This is a genomic window from Enterococcus sp. DIV0755f, assembly GCF_051713725.1.
Taxonomy (GTDB): Bacteria; Bacillota; Bacilli; order Lactobacillales; family Enterococcaceae; genus Enterococcus_D; species Enterococcus_D casseliflavus.
Genome location: NZ_JBIOQL010000001.1, coordinates 2,963,570 through 2,986,529 on the forward strand (window position 1 = coordinate 2,963,570; position 22,960 = coordinate 2,986,529).

The following is a 22,960-nucleotide window of genomic DNA, read 5'->3' on the forward strand; positions in this document are numbered from 1 at the left end:
TTTCTATTTAGTCTTCTAAATAAAGCATGATGGTCTGGATTTCAAATGGCTGGAAATGGATTGTGATGCTTTGGGCATCCAGCGGCTCGGTCGGCAGTTCAGCGACGGTTTCTTCCAAAAGATTCGTTAAAACCGCTTTTTTGATTCTTTTTTGGCAACGCAATTGACAGGCGGTGGTTTGATTATGATATTCATACAACCGCACGATCAGTGCCTCTTCATCTTCGGCTTTTTTCACCGTATCCAGCAAGACATTCTTTTGATCGACTGCTAGAAAAGCTTCTGCTGATAGTTGTGGCACACCTGGAACGGTTAGAATGGGAACATTCAATGCCAAAGCTTCTTCCATCGTTTGCGCGTCTTGCCAAGTTCCTTCGTGGGCGTACAAGGAGTAGGTAAACTCATGAAAGCCTTGATCCGCTTCTGGATACGGATCGATCGGCGATTTGATCAAAGAAAGCCCGATCTTTTGATAATCCGTATTGAACCCATATTTCGAATCTGTCAAAATACTAACCCCATAATTTCCTTCTGAGAGATCAACCCATTTTTGACCACAGCTCTCAAAACGCGCTTGGTCCCATGTCGTGTTTTGATGCACAGGTCGTTTTACCTGCCCAAACTGAATATCAAATGTCGCTTCCAATGTGTTGACATCAATCGGCAGCAATGCCTTCAGCAGCAATTGATGTTGCTGCCAATCAACCGCTGTTTCAAAATCGATTCTTCCGGTGCCATGATAAAAATGTAGCCACTGGGTAATAAAAGAATCTTCAAACTGACGTTTGATTTTCAAGGTATCACGAATCTCACCTTGCTCAACGACCTCAGCTGAGAGAACTTGCTTCACAGGATAAGGCTTCTTCTGGTAATAAATATCAATATCCCACGCATCATAATCCATCGGCAGATCTTCATAAGCCACTAACTGATTCAACCGCTCGCCTTTTGGTACGATCTCTCGTTGATGCCGTTTGTCAATTAAAGAGATGATGTCAAAGTGTTCGTCAAAAATCACTTTAAAATCCGCCGTTTCAAACGATTCCTCCAGCCGCATTGCCACTTGCTTTGATTGAGGCACAGCTGAGACAGGGGTCAATGTTTTGCAGCTCAAGCCAGCCATGGCAGGAATTTTGACTAAGAGCCGGTCATCATGGGTCCGCTGAGTCGAGTAAGCTTCTTTGACCCCTGTCTGATCGTCTAAATAGACCAGACCCGTCCGCTCTTGCCCTAGCGGATTAAAGACATGGCAAGTAGTAGCTTTGGGTGCTTGTGTTTCTGGAAGCAAAGCGTGGATCAGTTCGCAGCCTTTATCAAAGAGCTGCCGATACTCTTGATCCGTCTGATCATAGACTTCTTTGATCGAGCTTCCCGGCAGAATATCGTGGAATTGATTAAACAGCAGCTGTTTCCAAAGTTGTTCTAATTCAGCTTGTGGATAGCGATTCATCCCACAGATACTATAAAGTTTTTCGATCGTCTGTAAGAAGAATTCTCCTTGACGATTGGCCTTTTTGTTTTTTCCGATGGAAGTCAGGGTCCCACGATGGTATTCAAAGTACAATTCGCCGTACCAGACCGGTCCTGGTTTTTCAGCAAAAGAATTTGCCAGTCGATCAAAAAAGCCCCTCACATGATTGCCAGTGATCGTCGGCATATCTGGCAATGTCTTTTGCAGCCGTTTTTGAACTTCCAACATCTCTTTCGTCGGGCCTCCGCCACCGTCACCATACCCATAGGCAATCAAAATTTCGTCGTGCTGATCTTTTTGCTGATAACGTTCAAAACTCCCCTTGATCGTATAAGGATCTAGCAATCCATTATACGTCGTATAATAATCTCTTGGACTGTATCCTTCACTGATGGTTGTAATAAAATGCGTCAAAACGCGACTTCCATCAATTCCTTGCCAATAGAAGGAATCATATGGAATTTGATTAAATTGGTTCCATGACAGCTTCGTCGTCATAAAGTATGGCGTGTTTGTTTTGCGTAAAATTTGCGGCAAGGCGGCTGAATAACCGAAGACATCCGGTAGCCATAAGATGCGGCTATCGACTTGAAATTCCTCTTTCATAAACCGTTTGCCATAAAGGATCTGACGAACCAGTGATTCTCCTGAAGTCAAATTGCAATCGGCTTCCACCCACATCGCCCCGTCAACTTCCCATCTTCCTTCTCGAACTTTTTCTTTGATTGCAGCGTAAAGTTCAGGATAATGGGTTTTCATGGAGAGATACAGTTGTGGTTGGCTTTGAAAAAACGTGTAATCTGAATACTCCTCCATCAATTTCAAGACCGTCTGGAAACTGCGCTCGCCTTTTTCAATTGCTTGCTGCGCCGTCCAAAGCCACGCCAGATCGATGTGGGTATGGCCGACAGCCGTCACCTTTTGTTTTGGTGTATGCGCTGGTAGGTAACACGATGAAAGCAGCTGCTTTGCTTTTGTGAGACTTTCATAGAATGCCGTTGAGTAGGGGGTACGAAAATCCAAGACATTGGCGACTTGACCAAGGACTTGTTGATAAAATGCTTCGTCACCGCCAAACGCACGAATGGCACGCCAACTATCAAACAGCGTATAAAAATCATACCAGATATCATTAACTGCAGGATCCAACGCCAATAAATTGACCTGCAGCGGGAATGGTTTGTCGGATCGGCCTGAGAACAGATCGATCTTCAGATTGACTTCTTTTTGTAGAAATTGTTTTGTCAATGTAATTTCTCGATGATTGACATCGATGGCTTGGACATAGGTATCGTCCAAATAGATTTTTATTTGGGGATTGGTGGTATTGTCCCACTCTGAAAGGCTTGAGTACACTTGCAGGACACAAAGATTTTCCAACCAGTCAGCGGGAACTTGAAGGCTACCTTGCAATTGGTAATAGGCATTTTTTTCTCCAAAATAAGTCCCTTGCTCATACGGTACCCAAGTCTCTCGTTTTAAATAAAGTGGGGCTACCGGTTGCTGATGGCGTACGCGGTATTGTTTTAATTTGTATAAAATTTTTCGAATGCGTTCAAACTCATAAGGCTGCATAACTCTCATTTTTCTTTGGACTCCTCTAGCAGATTTTTGAAAAAAACGGGTTGAGATTGATCGTCTCGGCCCGTTTTCCACTTATCACTTTATTTAGTTTGCTTTCCAACGGTCATAAGCCGCTTGGTAGACTTCGACGTATTCGTCAATGCCCATTGCTTCGATCGTTTTCACATAGTCGTCCCAATTATCTAACGGTTCGACACCTGTGATAAACTTGGCTTCCATTTGTTCTACATAAGTTGTCAAATCAGTGGCAGTTGCTGCTACCTTATCGTTTTCTTCAATCGTTAAATACAGTAGCGGAAATGGTACTTCAGCGATGTCTTCCATCTTCTCAGCTGTTTCTTTGGCAACCCAATCGTTGAAACGAGTATCCGGTTCTTCATTCGCCGTTTTACGGATATGGTATTCGCCGGTTGTATCGATAACAAGGTTTGGCGTTGTCAATCCGTATGCTGGTGTGATCTTGCCACGTTCGTCTTCGGTATTGTTAGTATCGATACCGTCTGCATAGACACGAACTTTTTCACCGTCCGCATTTTCTTGGTACTCCCATAAAAACCCTTCTGGTCCTTGTTCGATATATTTTGAGCCTTCTTCTGAATAGAAGTAATCCACCCAGCGCATAGAAGCTTCTGGAGAAGGATTGACATTGGTCAAAGCAAAGGTCCCTCGTGAAATTCTTGGACTACCGGGAATCTTAGCTTCTGGAGCCCATTCAGAAGTCACTGGTTGGAACATTGGATCATTCATAGCCTCTTCCTCACTGCGACCAGTAGTAAAGAAGCTGAAATAGTCGGCAAAAAGCCCAAGTTGATTGTTTTCACCCTTCGCTTTTTTCTGTTCATCTGACTGTCCATAAACTTCTTTATCCAGCAAGCCTTCATCGTACAATGTATTCATATATTCCAAGAATGCTTTGTAGTTTTCTGAAGTCGGTGTGTAGGAGACCACATCATCATCCACTTGGATGCCGCGGGTCCGTAAGCCAAAGGCAGCCATCAACCAAACTCTTGTCGAGTTCATATCAACATCCGTCAATGGGATCTCGTCTGCTTGACCATTGCCGTTAGGGTCTTCGTTTTTAAAACGTGTCAAAAGCTCTTGCAATTCGTCTGTGGTTTTTGGCAGTTCAGATACACCTAAATTATCGAGCCACGTGCCGTTGTACCACATCGGACCTTGCCACCAAATCGATGTCGCATTCCGTGAGATCATCGGCAGAGAGTAGATGTGCCCATCCGGCGTTGTGATCGACTTCAAGATTGAGGGATCTTCTTGCGTCAGTGCATACAGGTTTGGCATGATTTCCGGCGTGATATACTCCTCTAAGGGAAGCAAGATCCCTTGTGAACCGTAATCGATCTCCATCGAAGCAGTCAATGCTTGCGAACCAGCACCGTAAACGATATCCGGTAAATCTCCAGAAGCAAAGGCTAAGTTCAGTTTCGTACTAAAGTCAGCGGATGGCGGTGTCGTATAGGTCAGTTTGATGCCAGTTTTTTCCTGATAATCCTGTAATGTCGGCATGTCTTCCCATTCCGCCAACCCTACACCAGGTGCCATGATATTCAGTGTCAGTTCTTCCCCTTCTTTGATGATCGGAAACTGACTGTCATGATTGATGGCCACTTCTTTCTTTTCCCCAGTACCTTCATCTGAAGAATTACCGCACGCACCTAAGACGAGCATACTGCACAAAGCAACACCTGCTATTCCTAAAAGTTTCTTTTTTACTCTCATTTTCTTCCTCCTTTAAGTTTTTTATCCTTTAATTGAACCAACCATCATGCCCTTGACAAAATACTTTTGTAAGAACGGATAGACGATAATTACCGGTAATGAAGAAACGATCATGACGCCGTACTTGATGACTTGAGCAAGTTGTTGTTTGCTATATAGCATATTCGCCATTTCTGAAGTCACATTATTGACGGTATTTGATGACATATCTTGAAGAATCAATATTTCTCTTAAAATCATTTGTAACGGATACATTGATCGATCAGAAAGATAGATCAATGCGCTAAAAAAGCTGTTCCAATGTCCGACGCCATAGAACAAAGCCATTACCGCAATGATCGGCGTTGATAGTGGTAAAACGATCTGCATGAATAGCCGAAAATCAGAACAACCATCCACAATTGCTGCTTCTTCCATCTCCCGTGGAATCGTGGATTGAAAAAATGTTCGCGTGACAACAACATTGTAAACCGAGACGGCTCCTGGAATCACTAGTGCCCAGACAGTATTCAGCATGCCTAAGCTGCGAATCAACAAGTAGCTGGGAATCAAGCCACCGGACAAGAACATGGTGACCAGCATAAAATTAGTGAAGGCGCGTCGCCCATAAAAATCCTCTCGTGATAAGGCGTAGGCGCAAGGTAAGGTCACTAAGAGATTGATCGATGTCCCTAAAACCGTATAATAAATCGTGTTCAAATAGCCACGCCAGATACTGCTATTGCCTAGTAGTGTTCGATAGCCTTCAAAGGTGATCCCTTTTGGCAAAAGCCACATTTCACCAGAGTTTACCAGATGCGGATTTGAGATTGAAGCACTGATGATATAAATCAGTGGATACAAAACGATCAGCAAAGAAATTGCTAAAAACACATAAACAAAGATCAAAAAGATTTTATCAGCACGGGTATCTTTTATTAAAGACGTTGTTTTCACTTTTGGTCCTCCCTTCTACAATAAACTAGAGTTGCTTAAACGTTTGGCGATATGATTGACTACGATCAACAAGACTGAATTGATCAATGAGTTAAATAAGCCGACTGTCGCAGCAAAACTGTACTGCGCATCTAACAGCCCTTGCTGGTAAACAAAGGTCGCAATCACATTCGAGGATTGCATATTCAAAGGATTCTGCATCAAGATGATTTTTTCAAACCCAACTGACATCAAGCTGCCGAAGCTCATGATCAATAAGATCACCATCGTGGGCATGATCGTTGGAATATTGATATACCAAACGCGTTGCAGACGAGAAGCGCCATCGATCGTTGCCGCTTCGTGCAGTTGCGTATCAACTCCAGATAGGGCTGCCAGATAAATCACAGACCCCCATCCCGTTCCTTGCCAAACGCCCGACAGTACATAAATCGTTTTAAACCAGCGGGGATTGGTCATAAAGCTGATCCGCTCGAAACCCAAAAATTCTAATAGGTGATTGATGATCCCTGTTGAGGGAGATAAAAAAGCAATGACCATACCAACCATGACCACCACAGCAATAAAGTTTGGAGCATACGTGACTGTTTGGGTAATTTTTTTAAACGGGCCGTCTTTGATCTCATTCAAAGCCAATGCCAGGATGATCGGCAGCGGAAAACCGACAACCAATGAATAGATACTGATTCCTATAGTATTTTTGATGAGTTCCCAAAAATAATAGGAATCGAAGAAACGTTGAAAATGTTTAAACCCAACCCAAGGACTGCCCATAATCCCTAATGAAGGCATATAATCCTTGAATGCAATAATGATTCCATACATCGGTCCATACGAGAAAATCAAAATAATCAAAAACGCTGGCAACACAAACAAGTACAATTGCCGATTTTTCTTGATCTTCATTTTTATATCTTGTTTCTTTGTTTTAGGTACTGAAACGGTTTGTCTGATTGTCGCTGTTTCCATTCTTCCTCCTCCTTGCTTGGTGTTAGCCTTATCATGAATTGTATTCGCTTTCAAATCAATGTGTATTTTTTTCCCTATGTGTCGAAATGCGAATCCCAACTGCCCCAACGTTCGGGTGACTGATATCCGACCATAAGAGATACGGCTCATCCGCATTTTTATAGACTGGTAACGGTTTTTTAGTGGCTAGATCAATTAGCTCGTCTTCTTCAGTTGCTCCGATCTCTGTTAAAGGAATCTGTTCGCAAGCGACTGCAGCGATACTGCGAAATGCAAAATGAGCCTTGCCGTCTTTTTGATAGGTCAAATACCATTCATTTTTCCAAGCTGTTGGTCTTGCCCGCGTTTCATAGATGCCTTCACCATATAGCGCCAACCAATGGCCGATTTCTTCTAAGCGTTGGGTCTCTTCGAATGTAAATTCGCCATCAGGTGTTGGTCCGACGCCTAAAATCAAATTCCCCCCTTTACTGACTACATCAATCAAGGTTTCCAGCAGTTCTTGGCTGCTCTTAAAAGTATCATTCGGCACATAGCCCCAATCATTTCCAATCGGGATATTGCTTTCCCAAACTTTTTTAGGAATTTCCGCTAATGCAGGAATTTTGCGTTCTGGTGTCACATAATTTTCATGACGGCCCCCCATCATCCGATCAACGATGATCAATTCCGGCTGTTTCTCACGCGCAATCTCAGCTAAACGATCCATTTGTAGGTCTTCTTTGCCTTGTCCGCACCAACCGGCATCTAACCAAAGAAAATCGACTTTTCCGTAATTGGAGGTAATCTCCGCAATCTGGCGATGCACAAACGACACATAGCGTGCCCAAATTTCTGGATGAAGATGGGTATCGTAACTGGCATGACGGCCTTTGACGGTATCATCATCCAACCAGTAAAAAGGAGAATACCAGTCAGCTTTAGAATAATAGGCTCCTGTGGCGATCCCTGCTTCTCGAAATGCCGTAAACACTTCTTGCAATATGTCGCGTTTAAAGGGACTTAATTTCCCGCCGATTTTAAACTCTGATTCCATTGTATTGAACATCGAAAACCCATCATGATGCTTTGTTGTGAATAAACAGTACTTAAACCCTGCATCCTTACAGATTTTTGCCCATTTGCGGGTATCCAGCTTCTTCGGTTCAAACTGATTGATCAACTGCCAATAATCCAAACGCAGTGCTTCGATGGTTTCTCGATAAGGGTGGTTTTCTCTAGCCCATTCATCTTTTTCAGATAATTGCCAAGACTCAACGATCCCCGCTTCGGCATACAGCCCATAATGGAAGATCACTCCGAATTTCAAGTCTTGAAACCATTCCAGACGTTGCTTGAGCATTTCTGTTTCTGGGACTAGTTCTTCTTGAACGTTCCCTTTGGCTTCTTCAATATCACCGCGAATCTTTGTCATTCATTTGCACTCCTTTCTTTGTTCTAAATGTAAGCGAAAAAAATGTCCTATAACAATATGTAAGTTTTTTCGCTATGTTAAAACGAACAACTTCGTCTATAAAAGGTGCAAGGAATAAAGCTTGATTTCGATGAACGTTTTTGGAGAAATGTAGCGTTTCAAATACATTTGCTGTGTTTTTCTTGTTTTCGATGTGTGATTTTTCCATTTACTCCCACTGGCTATATATCAATGATACGATTAGAACAACAAATAAAGCGGATACAACAAAACTTGTATCCGTAAGAAAGTGAGGGGCTTATGAAACAAACGAATGGTATTTATCATGTTTCCTATCAAGTCGGCGATTGGTTACTTCATTGCCTGAAGTTGCAGTTACTCTGGTTTTATTGGGTATTTCGATACGGGATATTTTTAGGTATTTTTCCTGCCACCGCTACGATTATCCAAGCTTTTTTCGATAGCTTCCAAAAAAAGGAACGACCAGCGTCTTTGAAGACTTGGTTCAAAACTATCGTGAAAAAAAATTTCCGTCGTGCCAATCAATTAGGCGCCATGCAAGCGGGTTTGTTGTTGTTCTTATGGTTGGAATTACGTATCTCTAGTACTTTTATCCAAAATAGCTTGATTCACTTTTTTTTGCTGCTGCTATTTATCAGTGCCCTTTTGATCAGCTTGTACCTTCTGCCGGTCTATTTGCGTTATGATTTGACGCTTCTTCACTATTTTAAACAAGCAATATTACTAATGGTTATCAGTGTTCCCCAAACAATTGCGATGATTTTGGGAATCTTAGTGACTACTATCATTTTGACTTTTTTGCCAATCTTATTAGTCATCGGCTTTGTTCCCTTTTTCCTATTCCCCAGTAGCTGGTTCTCTTTTCAAGCGATTCAGCGCTCGGAATCACTGATGAAAGAAGGACGCTCGTGATGAAGGACATTTTTATCCAAAGTAATGAAAACCTCGATGAATTTTTTAGTCACGCACTGCAAGAACTAGAATTGAGGGAAACGCCGAATGGCCATCCCTTGCGCTTGATTCATCGACCCGGTTCCCTAAAAATTTGCCACGGCCCACTAGAAACGATCATTTACTATCAAGAAAAAGCGCATTTGTTTCGGGCATTAACTTTATGGGTGCATGAAGATCGCCCAGTCTATGTCTTAGAAGAACAGCCGCATTTTGAAGCAATTGGACCAATGATCGATCTGTCCCGCAATGCGGTGATGACCGTCAAAAAGCTGGAACGGTTCATTTTATTAACAAGTAAGATGGGCATCAATCGCCTCATGCTCTATATGGAAGATACTTATGAAATTCCTGAGTACCCTTATTTCGGACATTTGCGCGGTCGTTATACCCAAGTAGAATTAAAGGCTCTAGATACCTATGCCCAAGCCGTAGGAGTAACTTTGATTCCAGCGATTCAAACATTGGCACATTTGACGAATCCTTTAAAGTGGCAGTTCGCTGGAAATATTCGGGACACAGAAGATATTCTACTGGTGGGAGAAGAAGAAACGTATACTTTTTTGGAAGCAGCGATCCGTTCGATCCGTTCGTGTTTTGCAACTGATCAACTGCACATCGGTATGGATGAAGCACACCAATTGGGGAAAGGAAAGTATTTAGAAATACACGGGTTACAAGACCGGTTCACGATTATGGCCGCACACCTAAAGCAGGTAGCTGCGCTTTGTCAAAACATAGGTTTTGAGCCGATGATGTGGAGCGATATGTTTTTTAGAATCGGTGCGCCTACGGGTGATTACTACGATTCAGACGTGTGTTTTCCGACAGAATTATTTGCTGACCTTCCTGCGGTCAAAATGGTTTACTGGGATTATTATCATCATGATCATGCCTCTTATCAGCGAATGTTTGCGAAACACCGGGAATTAAAACAGCCGATCGTCTTTGCTGGAGGTATCTGGACGTGGAACGGTTTGGCGCCGAACTACGGCAAAAGTTTCGCCACTATGCGTCACGCCTTGCAAGCCGCCAAAGAAAACGATGTCCAAGAAGTCTATGCCACACTTTGGGGCGACGACGGAGCTGAAACACCAGTGATTGCTGCGCTACTAGGTTTGCAATATTTCAGTGAAGCGCAGTTTGGAAACGACCTTTCGTTAGAGAATTTAACTAAAAAATTTCAGCTTTTTCACCAGTCAATAGCCAACGACTTTTTACTGCTTGATCGCTTTGATCAAACTGCAGGTGTGCAAAAAAACAATCCTCACGGAGAAAACCCCAGCAAGCTGTTGCTCTACCAAGACTTGCTGTATGGCTTGTATCAAGAAAATTTAACTGATCTTTCTTTAGCATCCCACTATCAAACATTGGCTCAAGAGTTGGCTGCTGTGAAAGCAACACGGGACACACAAACGATGTTTGCCTTTTATCAGCAGCTGGCTGATGTTTTGGCACAAAAAGCCTGTATTACCAACCAGATCACCAGTGCCTATAAAAGCAAGGATCGCACCGGACTGCACCAAGCAGTAGATGCGATCAGTGTCTATAAATCCGCCTTGCAATCCCTTTATGAAGCCCATCGTCAAGTCTGGTTTGACTGGAATCGACCTTTCGGTTTTGAAATTATCGATCTGCGATACGGCGCCTTGCTGATGCGCTGCGACACGACACTTTGGCGGCTTACTGCCTTCTTGGACGGGGAGCTCGATACGTTGGAAGAATTGACTCAACCGTCCTTACCAATGGTGACCCCTTTCAGCGGCAGTACTTCTGTGGGTCGCAATTTATTTCATGGAATCTATAGTGCGGGGAAAATTTCTGATGTTTAAAAGAAGGAGTGAGAACTTATGAAAACATCCTTGCTGCGCCGAACCGTCATCGTGAGTCTGCTGGCTATTGTTAGCCTATTCTTTCTCTATTTTCTAACAACCGGTTCTTCTGCTCCAGTTCATGCCCAACCTTCAGAAAAACTGGAGATGACAGGCAATATTACAAATCAAGCAGCGGCGGAGGCGTGTTTGGCAGTGCTGAAAGAAAATTTACAAGCAGCCTCTGACCAAGACGCGACAGCCTATGCCGCAACGCTAGTGGCAGCGGCACGAGCAGAGACGACCCAAGAATTAGCTGATTTTTTTGCAGAAGAACAGCTGCAGCACACGCTGCTTTCTTTTGAAGTTGTTAAACAAGAGACAGGATCCATGCTGGTCGCGGCTCAACAGAAAACGATCAGCCCAAAAGACTCTTCTTACCGTGACCACATCACAGAGGCTTACCATACCTTTGTCAAGGAAGCAGATGGCTGGAAAATTCAAGAAACAGTCATGACGAATACAGAATTTCTTTAAGTGATTGAAAAAGGAGTTATTTTTAATGAGAACGTATAAAAATTGGCCTGCCGACTACCCTGATCCAAACTGGTTCCTCCATGATCGGTTTGGCTTATTCATCCATTTCGGCCTATTCAGTATTGGCGCTCGACACGAATGGTTTATGACGACAGAAAAAATTGAACCCACCACCTATCGCGAGAACTATTTTTCTCAGTTTGATCCTGATCTTTTCAATGCAGAGGAATGGGCTCAAACCGCAAAGAAGGCCGGTTTTCAATACATGGTCTTCACGACGAAACATCATGAAGGCTTTGCCCTTTGGGATACCGCTCTCAGCGAATACAAAGTGACCAATACCCCCTTCAAGCGTGACCTCTTAGCAGAACTGCTGCCGGCATTTCGTAAGGTCGGCATTAAGATTGGGCTGTATCATTCGCTGATCGATTGGTATCATCCAGATTTCACGCTCGACGGCCTGCATCCGCAACGAGAGACTATTCAAGCCCGTCAGACGAATAACCAGCGTGACATGCGCCGCTATCAAGATTTTTTAGCTGGTCAAGTCACTGAACTACTGACTAACTATGGAACCATCGATTATATGTGGTTTGATTTTCCATATAGTCATCGAGATTGGGGATGGTCTAAAGGCAAAGGTGCCGCCGATTGGGATAGTAAGCGGATCGAAGAAATTTGTCGAAACCTGCAGCCGAACATGCTGCTGAATGACCGTCTGGATTTGGGCCGAGGGATTACCACCCCTGAGCAATTCCAACCAGACAAACCATTAGAAGCGGATGGATTGCCTTTGATATGGGAAGCGTGCCAAACGATGTACGAAACGTGGGGCTATGATCGTGATGCTCAGCACTGGAAATCCAGTGAAATGATGACCAAAATGCTGATTGACACAGTGGCAAAAGATGGGAACTTTCTTTTAAATATCGGCCCAAATGCTCGTGGAGAAATCAGCTTACCAACTCGCAGCCATTTAGAAGCCATCGGTTCATGGATGCATTATCATCAACAAGCGATTATCGGCTGTGGTGCCAGCTCTTTTCAACCGCCTATTGACAGTCGTTACACCCAAAACGGGAATAAACTTTACTTGCACCTCTTTTCTTATCCATACAAATCCTTGCATCTTCCAGGGCTTGCAGGACGCGTAAAGCATATCCGTTTCTTACATGATGGCTCCGAATTGTTTTACCGAGGATTTGATCCCGAGGAAGTTCTCACTTCAACGGAAGCCATCATCAACAAAGAGGACCTTGTTCTCAGCTTACCCGTCTGCCCACCAGATGTGTTGGTACCAGTGGTCGAGATCACTTTAAGAGAAATGTAAGCACCCGTTGCACTGTCCTAAATGAAGAATTTATTTATATGAAGACGTTGCCCTTACTTTCTTTACAAAAAAATGACTAGAAGCGGATCGCTTTTAGTCATTTTTTATGGCTATTTGTTCAAGAACTCCCGCAAATTTGCCTATACGAAAGTAGCCAACCAGCTTGTTGAACAGGTGATGAGAACATGCAGACGAGTTGCGTGCTTAATCCATCCTTAACGGTACTTACCACAGGAGGTTCAAAGTTCCTTAGACAAATAAAGAACAAGATCGTCATTGTTGCAGCAAGGCGCATTCATCGCACAATTCTGATTATTGAACCAAACACCAGATCCATCTGGAATATAGCCTTGTTTTACATACAGTCTCTGGGCCGATCCATAACCATTATGCAGGCCTACCCCCAATGTCACCACGGCAGCTATTTCTCGTGCCTTTTCTTCGGCTGCTTTTAAAAGCTGACTGCCTACCCCTTGATTTTGATAGGATTCAAAAATATTAAAATCCACAATTTCTGGATACAAGCCTTTAAATGGTCCGTGCTTTGCTAGAGGGACCAAGGTCAAATACCCGGCAGTTTTGTTGTTTATTTTGGCAAGCAAAACGCATCTCTCCCCCGCTTCTTGCTCGTTTAAATAATCAATCAAGAGCTGCTGGCGAGAAGGCCACCCTTGCTTTAAAAACATTTGATCCATTTCAAGGATATCTTTTCTCTTCAACGGTTGAATGTCTAAGACCACTTATTTGCTCCCTTTCTCCCCCTCACTCGGGGCTATGTTCATTCTATACAGTGTGCCGCTGGCATTGATTTGCCTTATCGTTAAACTTATTCATCATAAAAAAATAATAGGGATTATCAGGGATTGCTGCTTCACCCAATTCCTCTAGCAATCAGCTGAATGTCGCTTCCCACCCATCATAGAGCTTTTGAACTGTCTCTTTTGGCCGATTGGGTTCATTATAAACTTTTTGGCTAATGGCCGCTTGGAGCCAAAAAATCGCTTGGATCACTTCACGACTGGTCTGGGCCTCAGGTACATCCGCCCAGACGGATAAAGCGATCGCCTGTGTTTGGGCAAGCTGTTCCTGTGCAACTTGTTGTCCATTGGCAAACGTCGTCAACTGGAATTCATTGCTGATTTTTTCGTAGGTTGGATAAGTATAGCCTGCCGCTTCTCCTAAGACATAATAGAAAAAATTATCATTGTGATTGATCATGGTATAGCCTTTTTCAAAAAAGACATCTGCCGGCGCCATATTCTGGTTCCACCGGGTCCAATAGGAGATTTGGCAATTCTCCGTCAACGTTGTCTGCTCTTGGCGATTCAAGCGGTAAAACCCATCATTCCAGACCCGCACAACAAAGCCGAGACTTTCAACAAAGGCCGCCAGCTCATTGACATAATCAATAAAAACTTCGATTCCGCTAGCTTTTTCCCCATAGCGCTCGCGGGCTGCTTCGATCATTTGCGGAAAGTTTTCTAAATGATCAAAATCAATAAACTCATCGGCACCAATATGAAAATAGGTGCTGTCTTCAAACAGTTGCGCATATTCCCGATAAACTTCCTGAATAAAAGCTACCGCTTCTGAATCCAAAATGTTCAGTGCTCGTTCATCACGCGTGCCATCGGCTGTCGGTAATTGCCACTCGGGCTTTTGAGCCAATACTTGCCGCAAATGACCAGGAGAATCAAAATCAGGGATAATGGCAATTGAATGGTTTTGAGCATACGCAATCAATTCACGAATTTCCTGCTTGGTCAAATATTCTTCCGAAACGATTTCTGGAAATTGCTGGGATTCAATCCGAAAGCCTTCGTTTTCCGAAAAATGAAGCTGCAGATGCGTAAATTGGAAGCAAGCCATACTGCGGACGATTGCTTTCAAATCAGTTAGAGAATAAAATTTACGCCCGATATCGATCATCAGACAGCGTTCTTTAAGCGCTGCTAGATAGCTTTTCTGTGCTAATTGACCTGTCGCTTGATCTCGGCCATATTTGGTTAACGCGTAAAAGACGTGTTCTGGCGAGGACACACTGATTGTTTGGGTTTCAAATCGAAAATCAGCATCCAGCTGCGGATCGACCACTATTTGCGGGAGCGGTTCCTTCGCCGACTGCCAACCTATCTCCTCAAAAAAGACGGCAGCTCGTTGCTGAGCTTCTTTCAAATCAACTGGTTTATTCATCTCATTCTTCCTCTTACTTTCAATAATTTACGTTCAATAATTTCTCATTTTTTGGTTCATTTCACGGTATTGCCCTGGGGTCACACCCACTATTTTTCGGAACTTTCTCGTATAGTTGGAAACATCATAATACCCATTGTTACGAATAATTTCTTTGATTGGCAAATCTGTTTCAATCAGTTCTTCTTTGATTTTTTTCAGCCGTAATTCTTGAATATATTTGGAGAAGGTTTTGCCACTTTCTTTTTTTACAAAACGGCTGACATAAGAGACAGATACACCTACTTCCTCTGCCACCGATTCTAGCGATAGCTGAGAGGAATGATAATTTTCTTGAATAAAACTGAAGATTTTCTCATTCATTTCCGACTCGTCATCCAGCGGCTGTTTCTGCACCTTTGTACAAATCTGCTGGGCAATCGTTAACAAGGCCGTCTGCAATTGGTTCAAGCTGTTGAAATCGGCACTTTCAGAAGCAGTATGCAGTACCTCTGCCCCCACCAATTCACCGCCGACTTGCGCGATCGTATTCAACAAGTAGTAGCCGTACATTTTTTGGACACGAGGAGAAGTCTGTTTGCTCTCGCCTTCTTCAATCAAACGTTGGATCGTTTCACTGGCAATTTCAATATTTCCTTGATTCAAGGCTTGGATCAATTTTAATTTTTGATTGTCTGGATAATTGATCGGTAAATGTTTGGTCTCTTGGGAAAGCTCCGCATAGTAGCTGATTTGCTTCCCTTGACTTCCTTGATTTTCCAGTGCCGCCAATCCTTCGATATACGATTCATTAATAGCCGTTAGTTGATCCACCGTCATCCCGACACCCATTGCGGGTGTTAGGGAGATCGCTTGGGTAATTTTTTCCGCGATAGCATCTACAATTTCTTTTTGTTCTTTGCCATCAACAAAGCCAACGGTCAATGCCAGCATTTCTGTGGACAAAATTTCAGTGGCATATGCCGTATAATCAGCTTCTTTGATTTCTTCGATATAATCAATTAAAAATTTCTTATCCCCTTGCTTGGCTTTGGTATCAACAGTTTTCGTATCAATGGCGATCACAAAATAATTCGACTTAGGAAAACAAACATGGACAGCTTCCAAAAGCAGAGCCAATTCTTGTTCTGAACGGAAACGTCCACTCATTAATTTGCGCAATACTTGTTCTCTCGCATGGGGTGTTTGTAAACGAACTTCCTGATGCAGTTCTTGGTGCTCTACCAAAAATGCCGCTAGCGTATTATGGACATCATCCATCGAATGAAGAGTCATTTTTGGATGACGATGAAACTCCTGAACCAGATTTTCTATTTTGCGAATCGGCCGATAACTGCGTAAACCAAGCATCACGACTGCGGTGATACCCGTAAACAATATGGCGATAAATACTAGGACGAACTGTTCTTGCACACGGTTGACTGAAGCCAATGCTTGATTCGGATTGGCGACAGCTACGACCGAAATATTCAATTCTTTGTTGGCAATTGCTTGAACAAAATACGTCGATTGTTCAAACCGCATTCGTCCTGTTTGAATGCCTTTTTTCATTCGCTCAGGATGATTTAAAAAGCGTGCTAACTCATCATTGGTGGTACTGGCTAATAACTGATACTCATCATTGATGATATAGGTATTGCTGAGCCCATCACTATTGCTTAAATCAAGGATTCTCTTCAAATTGTTTTCTTTGATTTCGTAGATTGCTGCGCCGTAAACGGTCATTTCTTCACTTTGAATTGGAACGATATAAAAGAAACGCGAATATCGCTGTTCTCCACCAGCACCTTCCAATGTCAGTAACGTCGGCGCTGGAGAGTCCAATTGTGCGACCAATTGAACTTGGTCCATATCGTTTTTTGGCAGTACCTTATTCAAGAATGTGTCGACTGACAGTGAGCCAACGGTTGAATAAAGGGTCGCCGGAGCTTCTTTATAATATAAATAGACTTCTTCGACTAGATCGTTAGTGATTTTATATGTCTGCATCGCTTCTTTTGCTTCTTTAGTCAAGTAAGGATGCTGTAGGTATTTCAATGAAACAACATGATCATTGGTCATTTTTTGGGTCAGATAATTCAATTGAATAAATGTATTTTCTAATGAATATTTCAATTGGATCAATTGATTTCTGGCCGTCAGCAGTACTTGTTCATTGATACTTTTGACAGAGGTATCATACCAAATCCATGACACGGCTAAAAAAGGCACTAAAAACACGATTAAATAAGAGCTGATGGCACGAATGATTCCCCTAAATAGTTTTTGACGATTCTGTTCCGTGTACTTTCTCACTTGCATCACCTATTCTCTGTTATTTCAAAAGCTCAAAAACGCTTTCATTTATCGGTACTTATTTAGGAGAAAAGAATGTATGATACTCTAATAAAATACGCTTTATTTTAATAAAAAACAATGCTTTTTTACAAGTTAGCTATCAGGCTTGTATTTTCTTAACCAGTTATAACAAGCGCCTAATAAATTTGATTCATTGCCAAAACGACAGGCACAAATGTTTGGCACGATAACAGTACTTGGAATCTGTTCAGCAATCACAGCCAATCGTGCGTTTACTTGAGGGATCAAGAAACGGCTAGCACTGATTCCACCACCAATCAAGATAATTTCCGGATCAATCATGTACTGTAGGCTATAGCAAGCTGCCGCCAGCTTATCGACAAAATCAGCGACCATTGGCAGACATCGCGGATCTTGTTCTTGAACCAGTGTATCAATGCGCTGCCCATTGATTGTGGGATCTCCGATACGCTCTGCTGTTTCTTCCACAAGAGTTCTGGTTGACCCTGCGATGCTCCAAAGTTCCCAATCCTTCGTTTCGGTCGGAAAAAGCATATAGCCAAACTCTCCTGCTAGTAAGTGTTTGCCGCGAACCAATTGATGGTTAATCATTAAGCCACCGCCAACGGATGTACCTAGGACAATTGTCGCAAAGGACGCACAATTTTGAGCGTGACCTAACCACTTTTCTGCCAATAACGCACAGTTGCCATCATTTTCGGCAGCCACTGGACATTGGTATGTGCTTCGCAAATGCCTAACCAGTCTTTTGCCAAATCCTTCATACAAAGGTGATGTCATCCCGATTTCTTGGCTTCGTGGATCAACCAGTCCCGTTGAGCTAATAGCAATACCATCAAATGTTGCAGCATAGAATGCATCGATGTGTCGACATATGCGTTGCGTGACTGTGGCATATTCCTTGTTCATAGGAAATTGAGTCAATTGTCTGCGTTCCCCTTGACTATTCACTAACCCACATTTAATAGCAGTACCGCCAATATCAATTGCTAAAATCCACATTTTCTTGACCTCACAAGGCTTTCTTTTATCTTGCATTTAGTATACGCAACCAACGTTTTCGGCGACCATATGTATTTCTTGCAACAGTGTGTCAAATCCGCCCAAGCCATAAAAAACCCCGCAACGAAAGATATCTTGCATTTAGAAAGAATATACGTTGTACAGAAAGTGATAGCTTATCTGCTTATTTTTAAAACACTAAAAAGATCAGGTTTAACGCTCAGCTTCACAAAACTGTTCATCCTGCAAAGCAAAAAAGAAATCCATTAGATACGGTGCCTGAGAATTTTGTCAGCAAAGGAAACAGCTACCCATTTTTTGAGATAAGCAATCTAGTTTATAAAACAAAAAACCGTCACGCATAAGACATCCTCTCATGCGTGATCGGCATTCTACTTAGTCATTGCTTTTTAGAAATAGATCGAACGATTTTTTAGAACTTAGTTGCTGACTCTGGGTGTCACAACAGAAAATCTATTAGCAATAAACTAACTTTGTTCTGTTCTTACACTCTGGTCACTCATTGCTCATTTGAGTCATAAAACCTCAATAAACGCTTGTGCTCGTTCAATACAGTCCCTGCTCCAAATAATCCACCAACGGACCCAAGTACTTTTTATCTGTCCAATCACAATCTTGTCCGTTGGCTTCCATGAGTGCCTTCGTCTGTGGGTCATAGGTGTGCGGCGCTTTCTTAGCCGCAGCTTTTCTTAACATTTTCACTAAGTTTCGTTCAAAGAAATTCATTTTGCTTTCCTGCCATTGTCCTCTGCCGTAAAAAAGGGGGATGTCTTTTAGCGGACCCGTGAGATTCTGTTCTCTGAGTTTTTTCACAACATCTTCTTCAGGAGCAGAGGCTCCCACACAAAAGATAAGTATCTCTTTGTCTTTTAGCTGGTTGGTATTCTTTTTTAAAAAGGACAGTCCAGCAATACCCGATGCATAGATTCCCCCACAGAAGATAATTGTGTCATAATCCATTACTTCAGCTATTTTCGCTTTTGGGGTTTCTAGGCTGGAAAAACCTGTTGCATCTTGAAGCCAGTGGACATACTTTTTGACAGCGCCGTATTTCGATTGATAAACAATAATGCCGTTTTTCATGGGGGAACTCCTCTCTGCAGTTAGGACTGCACCTTATGGTTTTGTGCCAGCTATTGCTTGTTCTAAAAACGTTTCGTACGCTTTTTCCTGTTGTGCATAGATTTCATCTAGTGGAATACCAGGTGTCGTTACTGAGAAAATCGTACCGATTCCGATCGTGTAAATGAGCATATGCATGTGTAGCTGTTTGGCGGTTTCTATACTGATAGTCAAATCGGCGGCAATCCTTTGGGCTACTTGAGGATTCGTCTCCAACTGATACAGATCTTCTAATGACGAAACATTCGCTCTTTTTTGTAAGACAAAAATACTCAAAATATGAGGTTCTTCTTTCGCCAATTGCAAATACGCGTGTCCGGTACTGCGAAACAGATCCTGGGGGTCGCTATGGGCTTCTAGATACGCTTGTAAAAATTGCCGTGCTTTCTGCTCTACCTCTGTTCGCAGGCCCTCCATATTGGTGCAGTAACTATAGATGGGCTGGACTGAACAGCCTAACTTCTCGGCAATGTTCTTGACGATCACGTGCTCCATACCGCCTTTTCGTGCAATCTCAAAGGCGGCATCAACCACCATTTCCTTTGTTATTCGTTGTTTCGGCATTCATTGCCCTCCCTAAGCACAAGTTGCGTTATATAAACTCTTTATATAAATCGATTATATTATTTAGTTCCTTCGAAGTCAATTGGGTCCAGGCCACTATCCCTCGCTCTTTCTATTGAATAAAGAGTTGTCTATTTCTCAAAAATCATCGTTCATAGGTTGTAAATCTTCCGTTACTTTCCAATGATTGCTGGCTCTTTTATCCGCACAAAAAAGGTACAGCCCACAGAAAAAGGCTGTACCGTAGATAATACGTATGGACTCTTTTACACTCGAAGCTGCTACACTTTTGGGGTGTCCTCTGGTGGCGCTTCGGGGATCGGTTCTTCCTCTTCATACAAGGAGGAAACCCGCGTATACCATTCAAACACATGGGTAATGACCACTTTAGCTGCCGCATACACAGGAATCCCTAAAATGACCCCAACAAGGCCAAACAGTTTTCCTGAAGTCAAGAGGACTAACAGGATCGTGACAGGATGAATCGACAACTCGTTTCCTAGAACTAATGGCGAAATCAAGCGGCCTTCAATGGTCTGCTCAATGACAAAGACGATCAGCACTTGGATCAGTAACACGGGTCCACCGACGATTCCTAAAAAGACCGCAGGGATCATGGCCAAAAAAGATCCTAAATAAGGGATTAAATTTAGAAATCCCGCTGCAATCCCCAGTGTGATGGCATAATCTAAGCCAATGATACTAAACCCGATCATAAACATCACTGCGACCGCAAACGCCACCGTCAGTTGTCCCCGAATATAGGAGGATACTTGATCGTTCATCTCTTTTAAGACGACCAGTGATGGCTGGCGCATTTTGGTTGGCAGAAATTTAACAAAATAAGGGGCTAGTTTACGGCCATCTTTCAGTAGGTAGAACAAAATAAATGGCATGGTAATGACCGCTAAAACGATCGTTGCAACGGCGCCGAAGAAACTGCCTAGATTTTGAATCGTGCTGCGGGAAAGGTTTTGGACGATATCCGTCAAAGAAGAAATCAGCTTCTCATTGGAGGCTTCGATCTGCTCTTGGACTTGTGAGAAGATTGGATCAGAGAGAATCTCATTCACCTTATTCTCGATGATCGTCAAGTAGCCTGGCAAATTATCCGCAAAGCTCATGGATTGCTCTTGGATCTTAGGGATGATCACCACCACACCCCAGACGATCAGACCAACCACTAAAATAAAGAGACCAAAAATACTGTAGATTCGTTTGATTCCCTTGCGTTCTAAGTAGTCGACGGTGGGGTTCATCAAGTAATACAAGATCCCCGCCAAAATGATTGGCAATCCGACGATGGCTAAAAATTGCCAGACGGGTTCAAACAAATACGACACTTTCGTAAAGAGCAACAAAATCAAGAGAATCAATAAAATGACCAGCAAGCTGGTCACTGCTTGATTGTTTAAAAACCATTTCCAAAACCAGGAATGCGGCTTTTTCTGCGTTTCTTTCATGACATTCTTTGCCTCCTAGTCGTACGTCACCTGCATGCCGACTTCTAGTTTCGGCAGAACAGTTGGCGTTAAATAAATCGCACTTGAAAGCTGATCTTCAGCCGGCACTTCGTCAAAGACAAAGGTCACATGCTGGATCGTTTGCAGGATTTGGTTTACGACCGTCCCTACATATTGGACTTGATAGGTCTGATCACCAAAAGTGATCTGGTCCCCTTTTGTGACGACTAACGCTTGCGAATCAGGAATCGTTTGAATGACTGAATATTCTCGCAGTGTGTCGGTCGCTTCTTCCCCAAAAAAGATGATCATTCTTTCTTGCGAATCGATCGCTTGTGGACCGATTTCTTTGATCGTCCCTTTTTTCATATGACAAACTCCCCTTTCTATCTTCTTGTTTATTATAACATAAAGAGTTTTTCTACCCGCCCAAAACCGCATTCTATGGTAGAATTAAATAGGAATGAAACTATTAGGAGGTTTTTTTATGTTGCAAACGATTTATTTAGGTACGTACACTCGTCGCGAAAGTAAAGGGATCTATTCGATCGCTTTAGATACGGAAAAAGGAACACTGACCGATTTGACCTTATGCGCGGAAGAAAAAAGTCCGACTTATCTTGCCCGCAGTAAAAAAGAAGCAGTTTACAGCGTCACAGAAGTAGATGGCAACGGCGGCGCAGCTGCTTATACCCCAGACTTTACCTTGCTGAATACCGCAACGGAAGAAGGCGCACCACTTTGCTATGTAGCAGTTGATGAAACCCGTCAGCTTTTATATGGTGCCAACTACCATAAAGGTGAAGTGAATGTTTATAAAATTCTAGAGGATGGCAGCATCGAAGCAACGGACAGCATCTACCATGATGAACCCGTCGGCTCTCATGAAAACCAAGACAAACCTCATGTCCACTATACTGACTTAACACCAGACCAACGTTTAGCAGTTTGTGACCTTGGAACAGACCGGGTATATACTTATGATATTTCAGAAGATGGCAAACTGACAGAAGTTTCCGTTTACGTGGCAGAAGACGGAACTGGTCCACGTCATTTGGTCTTCCATCCAAATAACCAATACGCTTACTTAGTGGGCGAATTAGACAGCTCATTGACTGTTTTACGCTACAATGAAGCAGATGGCAGTTTTGAGAAAATCCAAAAGGTGCCAACGATCCCTGCGGACTTTACGGATTTCAACAGTGGCGCTGCGGTACGTATCTCGAACGATGGCCGTTTTGTTTACAGCTCAAATCGCGGCCATAATTCAATCGCTGTTTTTGAAGTAACCGATGAAGGCGCTGGCCTGACTTTTGTTCAATCAATCTCGACTGAAGGCGACTTCCCTCGCGATTTCCATTTGGACCCGACAAACGATTATCTCGTTTGTGCCAACCAAAATTCTGATAACCTAACGTTATACAAACGCGATGAAGCCACTGGCAAATTGACTGTCTTAGAAAAAGACATCTACGCACCAGAATGTGTCTGCGTCTTATTCAAAAAATAAAGTTT

18 protein-coding genes are annotated in these 22,960 nt (G+C 42.9%); 5 read left to right on the forward strand and 13 right to left on the reverse strand.

Going from position 1 to position 22,960, the window contains the following annotated elements; all coding sequences use genetic code 11:
- Window positions 1–7: 7 nt before the first annotated feature.
- From IGI73_RS13620 to IGI73_RS13640, 5 genes are all read right to left on the reverse strand, one after another.
- On the reverse strand, window positions 8–3,055 hold the full coding sequence (locus IGI73_RS13620; protein ID WP_428206754.1) for an alpha-mannosidase: 3,048 nt from the start codon (window positions 3,053–3,055) through the stop codon (window positions 8–10).
- Window positions 3,056–3,139: 84 nt separating this feature from the next.
- Entirely contained in the window at window positions 3,140–4,792 is a 1,653-nt protein-coding gene (locus tag IGI73_RS13625; protein ID WP_015510400.1) for an extracellular solute-binding protein, read from the reverse strand.
- 21 nt (window positions 4,793–4,813) lie between these two features.
- Window positions 4,814–5,728, reverse strand: a complete 915-nt coding sequence (locus IGI73_RS13630; RefSeq protein WP_015510401.1) for a carbohydrate ABC transporter permease — start codon at window positions 5,726–5,728, stop codon at window positions 4,814–4,816.
- 15 nt (window positions 5,729–5,743) lie between these two features.
- Entirely contained in the window at window positions 5,744–6,697 is a 954-nt protein-coding gene (locus IGI73_RS13635) for an ABC transporter permease (protein WP_438759259.1), read from the reverse strand.
- A gap of 55 nt (window positions 6,698–6,752) precedes the next feature.
- Window positions 6,753–8,111 (reverse strand): alpha-L-fucosidase, encoded by a 1,359-nt coding sequence (locus IGI73_RS13640; protein WP_428206757.1) that lies wholly within the window; start codon window positions 8,109–8,111, stop codon window positions 6,753–6,755.
- Between the two features lie 300 nt (window positions 8,112–8,411).
- On the opposite strand from IGI73_RS13640, the gene IGI73_RS13645 reads away from it, so the two are divergent.
- From IGI73_RS13645 to IGI73_RS13660, 4 genes are read left to right on the forward strand one after another with little or no spacing between them, the layout of a single operon-like run.
- Window positions 8,412–9,044 (forward strand): DUF624 domain-containing protein, encoded by a 633-nt coding sequence (locus IGI73_RS13645; RefSeq protein WP_015510403.1) that lies wholly within the window; start codon window positions 8,412–8,414, stop codon window positions 9,042–9,044.
- On the forward strand, window positions 9,044–10,915 hold the full coding sequence (locus tag IGI73_RS13650) for a beta-N-acetylhexosaminidase (RefSeq protein WP_438759260.1): 1,872 nt from the start codon (window positions 9,044–9,046) through the stop codon (window positions 10,913–10,915). Before IGI73_RS13645 ends, IGI73_RS13650 begins: the two co-directional genes overlap by 1 nt.
- Window positions 10,916–10,933: 18 nt before the next feature.
- The gene (locus IGI73_RS13655) at window positions 10,934–11,431 is read left to right on the forward strand and encodes a hypothetical protein (protein ID WP_015510405.1); all 498 of its coding nucleotides are present in this window, start codon (window positions 10,934–10,936) and stop codon (window positions 11,429–11,431) included.
- Between the two features lie 25 nt (window positions 11,432–11,456).
- Complete coding sequence (locus tag IGI73_RS13660) at window positions 11,457–12,761, forward strand: alpha-L-fucosidase (protein ID WP_074536702.1); 1,305 nt, start codon at window positions 11,457–11,459, stop codon at window positions 12,759–12,761.
- Window positions 12,762–13,000: 239 nt separating this feature from the next.
- On the opposite strand, the gene IGI73_RS13665 is transcribed toward IGI73_RS13660, so the two are convergent.
- The 8 genes from IGI73_RS13665 to IGI73_RS13700 all read right to left on the reverse strand — a co-directional run bounded on the left by IGI73_RS13665 (window position 13,001) and on the right by IGI73_RS13700 (window position 21,814).
- On the reverse strand, window positions 13,001–13,501 hold the full coding sequence (locus IGI73_RS13665) for a GNAT family N-acetyltransferase (RefSeq protein WP_195961323.1): 501 nt from the start codon (window positions 13,499–13,501) through the stop codon (window positions 13,001–13,003).
- Window positions 13,502–13,652: 151 nt separating this feature from the next.
- On the reverse strand, window positions 13,653–14,954 hold the full coding sequence (locus tag IGI73_RS13670) for a family 20 glycosylhydrolase (RefSeq protein ID WP_015510408.1): 1,302 nt from the start codon (window positions 14,952–14,954) through the stop codon (window positions 13,653–13,655).
- Between the two features lie 33 nt (window positions 14,955–14,987).
- Window positions 14,988–17,255 carry a helix-turn-helix domain-containing protein gene (locus IGI73_RS13675; protein ID WP_438759261.1) on the reverse strand — a complete coding sequence of 756 codons (2,268 nt, stop codon included), beginning with the start codon at window positions 17,253–17,255 and terminating at the stop codon, window positions 14,988–14,990.
- A 129-nt stretch (window positions 17,256–17,384) separates the two neighbouring features.
- Window positions 17,385–18,311 (reverse strand): ROK family protein, encoded by a 927-nt coding sequence (locus IGI73_RS13680; protein WP_060791536.1) that lies wholly within the window; start codon window positions 18,309–18,311, stop codon window positions 17,385–17,387.
- A gap of 531 nt (window positions 18,312–18,842) precedes the next feature.
- Window positions 18,843–19,379: a flavodoxin domain-containing protein gene (locus IGI73_RS13685; protein WP_428206759.1), complete on the reverse strand. Its 537-nt coding sequence runs from the start codon at window positions 19,377–19,379 to the stop codon at window positions 18,843–18,845.
- A 33-nt stretch (window positions 19,380–19,412) separates the two neighbouring features.
- The gene (locus IGI73_RS13690; protein WP_010749120.1) at window positions 19,413–19,982 is read right to left on the reverse strand and encodes a TetR/AcrR family transcriptional regulator; all 570 of its coding nucleotides are present in this window, start codon (window positions 19,980–19,982) and stop codon (window positions 19,413–19,415) included.
- 281 nt (window positions 19,983–20,263) lie between these two features.
- On the reverse strand, window positions 20,264–21,445 hold the full coding sequence (locus IGI73_RS13695) for an AI-2E family transporter (protein WP_428206760.1): 1,182 nt from the start codon (window positions 21,443–21,445) through the stop codon (window positions 20,264–20,266).
- Between the two features lie 15 nt (window positions 21,446–21,460).
- Complete coding sequence (locus IGI73_RS13700; protein WP_005228025.1) at window positions 21,461–21,814, reverse strand: PTS glucitol/sorbitol transporter subunit IIA; 354 nt, start codon at window positions 21,812–21,814, stop codon at window positions 21,461–21,463.
- Between the two features lie 118 nt (window positions 21,815–21,932).
- On the opposite strand from IGI73_RS13700, the gene IGI73_RS13705 reads away from it, so the two are divergent.
- Window positions 21,933–22,955 carry a lactonase family protein gene (locus IGI73_RS13705; protein WP_428206761.1) on the forward strand — a complete coding sequence of 341 codons (1,023 nt, stop codon included), beginning with the start codon at window positions 21,933–21,935 and terminating at the stop codon, window positions 22,953–22,955.
- The last annotated feature ends 5 nt before the right edge of the window (window positions 22,956–22,960 follow it).

What these genes read in the sequence shown, in the direction of transcription:
- IGI73_RS13620 (WP_428206754.1), bottom strand. Translation starts at nt 3,055, where the DNA reads ATGAGAGTTATGCAGCCTTATGAGTTTGAACGCATTCGAAAAATTTTA.
- IGI73_RS13625 (WP_015510400.1), bottom strand. Translation starts at nt 4,792, where the DNA reads ATGAGAGTAAAAAAGAAACTTTTAGGAATAGCAGGTGTTGCTTTGTGC.
- IGI73_RS13635 (WP_438759259.1), bottom strand. Translation starts at nt 6,697, where the DNA reads ATGGAAACAGCGACAATCAGACAAACCGTTTCAGTACCTAAAACAAAG.
- IGI73_RS13640 (WP_428206757.1), bottom strand. Translation starts at nt 8,111, where the DNA reads ATGACAAAGATTCGCGGTGATATTGAAGAAGCCAAAGGGAACGTTCAA.
- IGI73_RS13645 (WP_015510403.1), top strand. Translation starts at nt 8,412, where the DNA reads ATGAAACAAACGAATGGTATTTATCATGTTTCCTATCAAGTCGGCGAT.
- IGI73_RS13650 (WP_438759260.1), top strand. Translation starts at nt 9,044, where the DNA reads ATGAAGGACATTTTTATCCAAAGTAATGAAAACCTCGATGAATTTTTT.
- IGI73_RS13655 (WP_015510405.1), top strand. Translation starts at nt 10,934, where the DNA reads ATGAAAACATCCTTGCTGCGCCGAACCGTCATCGTGAGTCTGCTGGCT.
- IGI73_RS13660 (WP_074536702.1), top strand. Translation starts at nt 11,457, where the DNA reads ATGAGAACGTATAAAAATTGGCCTGCCGACTACCCTGATCCAAACTGG.
- IGI73_RS13670 (WP_015510408.1), bottom strand. Translation starts at nt 14,954, where the DNA reads ATGAATAAACCAGTTGATTTGAAAGAAGCTCAGCAACGAGCTGCCGTC.
- IGI73_RS13675 (WP_438759261.1), bottom strand. Translation starts at nt 17,255, where the DNA reads ATGCAAGTGAGAAAGTACACGGAACAGAATCGTCAAAAACTATTTAGG.
- IGI73_RS13680 (WP_060791536.1), bottom strand. Translation starts at nt 18,311, where the DNA reads ATGCAAGATAAAAGAAAGCCTTGTGAGGTCAAGAAAATGTGGATTTTA.
- IGI73_RS13685 (WP_428206759.1), bottom strand. Translation starts at nt 19,379, where the DNA reads ATGAAAAACGGCATTATTGTTTATCAATCGAAATACGGCGCTGTCAAA.
- IGI73_RS13690 (WP_010749120.1), bottom strand. Translation starts at nt 19,982, where the DNA reads ATGCCGAAACAACGAATAACAAAGGAAATGGTGGTTGATGCCGCCTTT.
- IGI73_RS13695 (WP_428206760.1), bottom strand. Translation starts at nt 21,445, where the DNA reads ATGAAAGAAACGCAGAAAAAGCCGCATTCCTGGTTTTGGAAATGGTTT.
- IGI73_RS13700 (WP_005228025.1), bottom strand. Translation starts at nt 21,814, where the DNA reads ATGAAAAAAGGGACGATCAAAGAAATCGGTCCACAAGCGATCGATTCG.
- IGI73_RS13705 (WP_428206761.1), top strand. Translation starts at nt 21,933, where the DNA reads ATGTTGCAAACGATTTATTTAGGTACGTACACTCGTCGCGAAAGTAAA.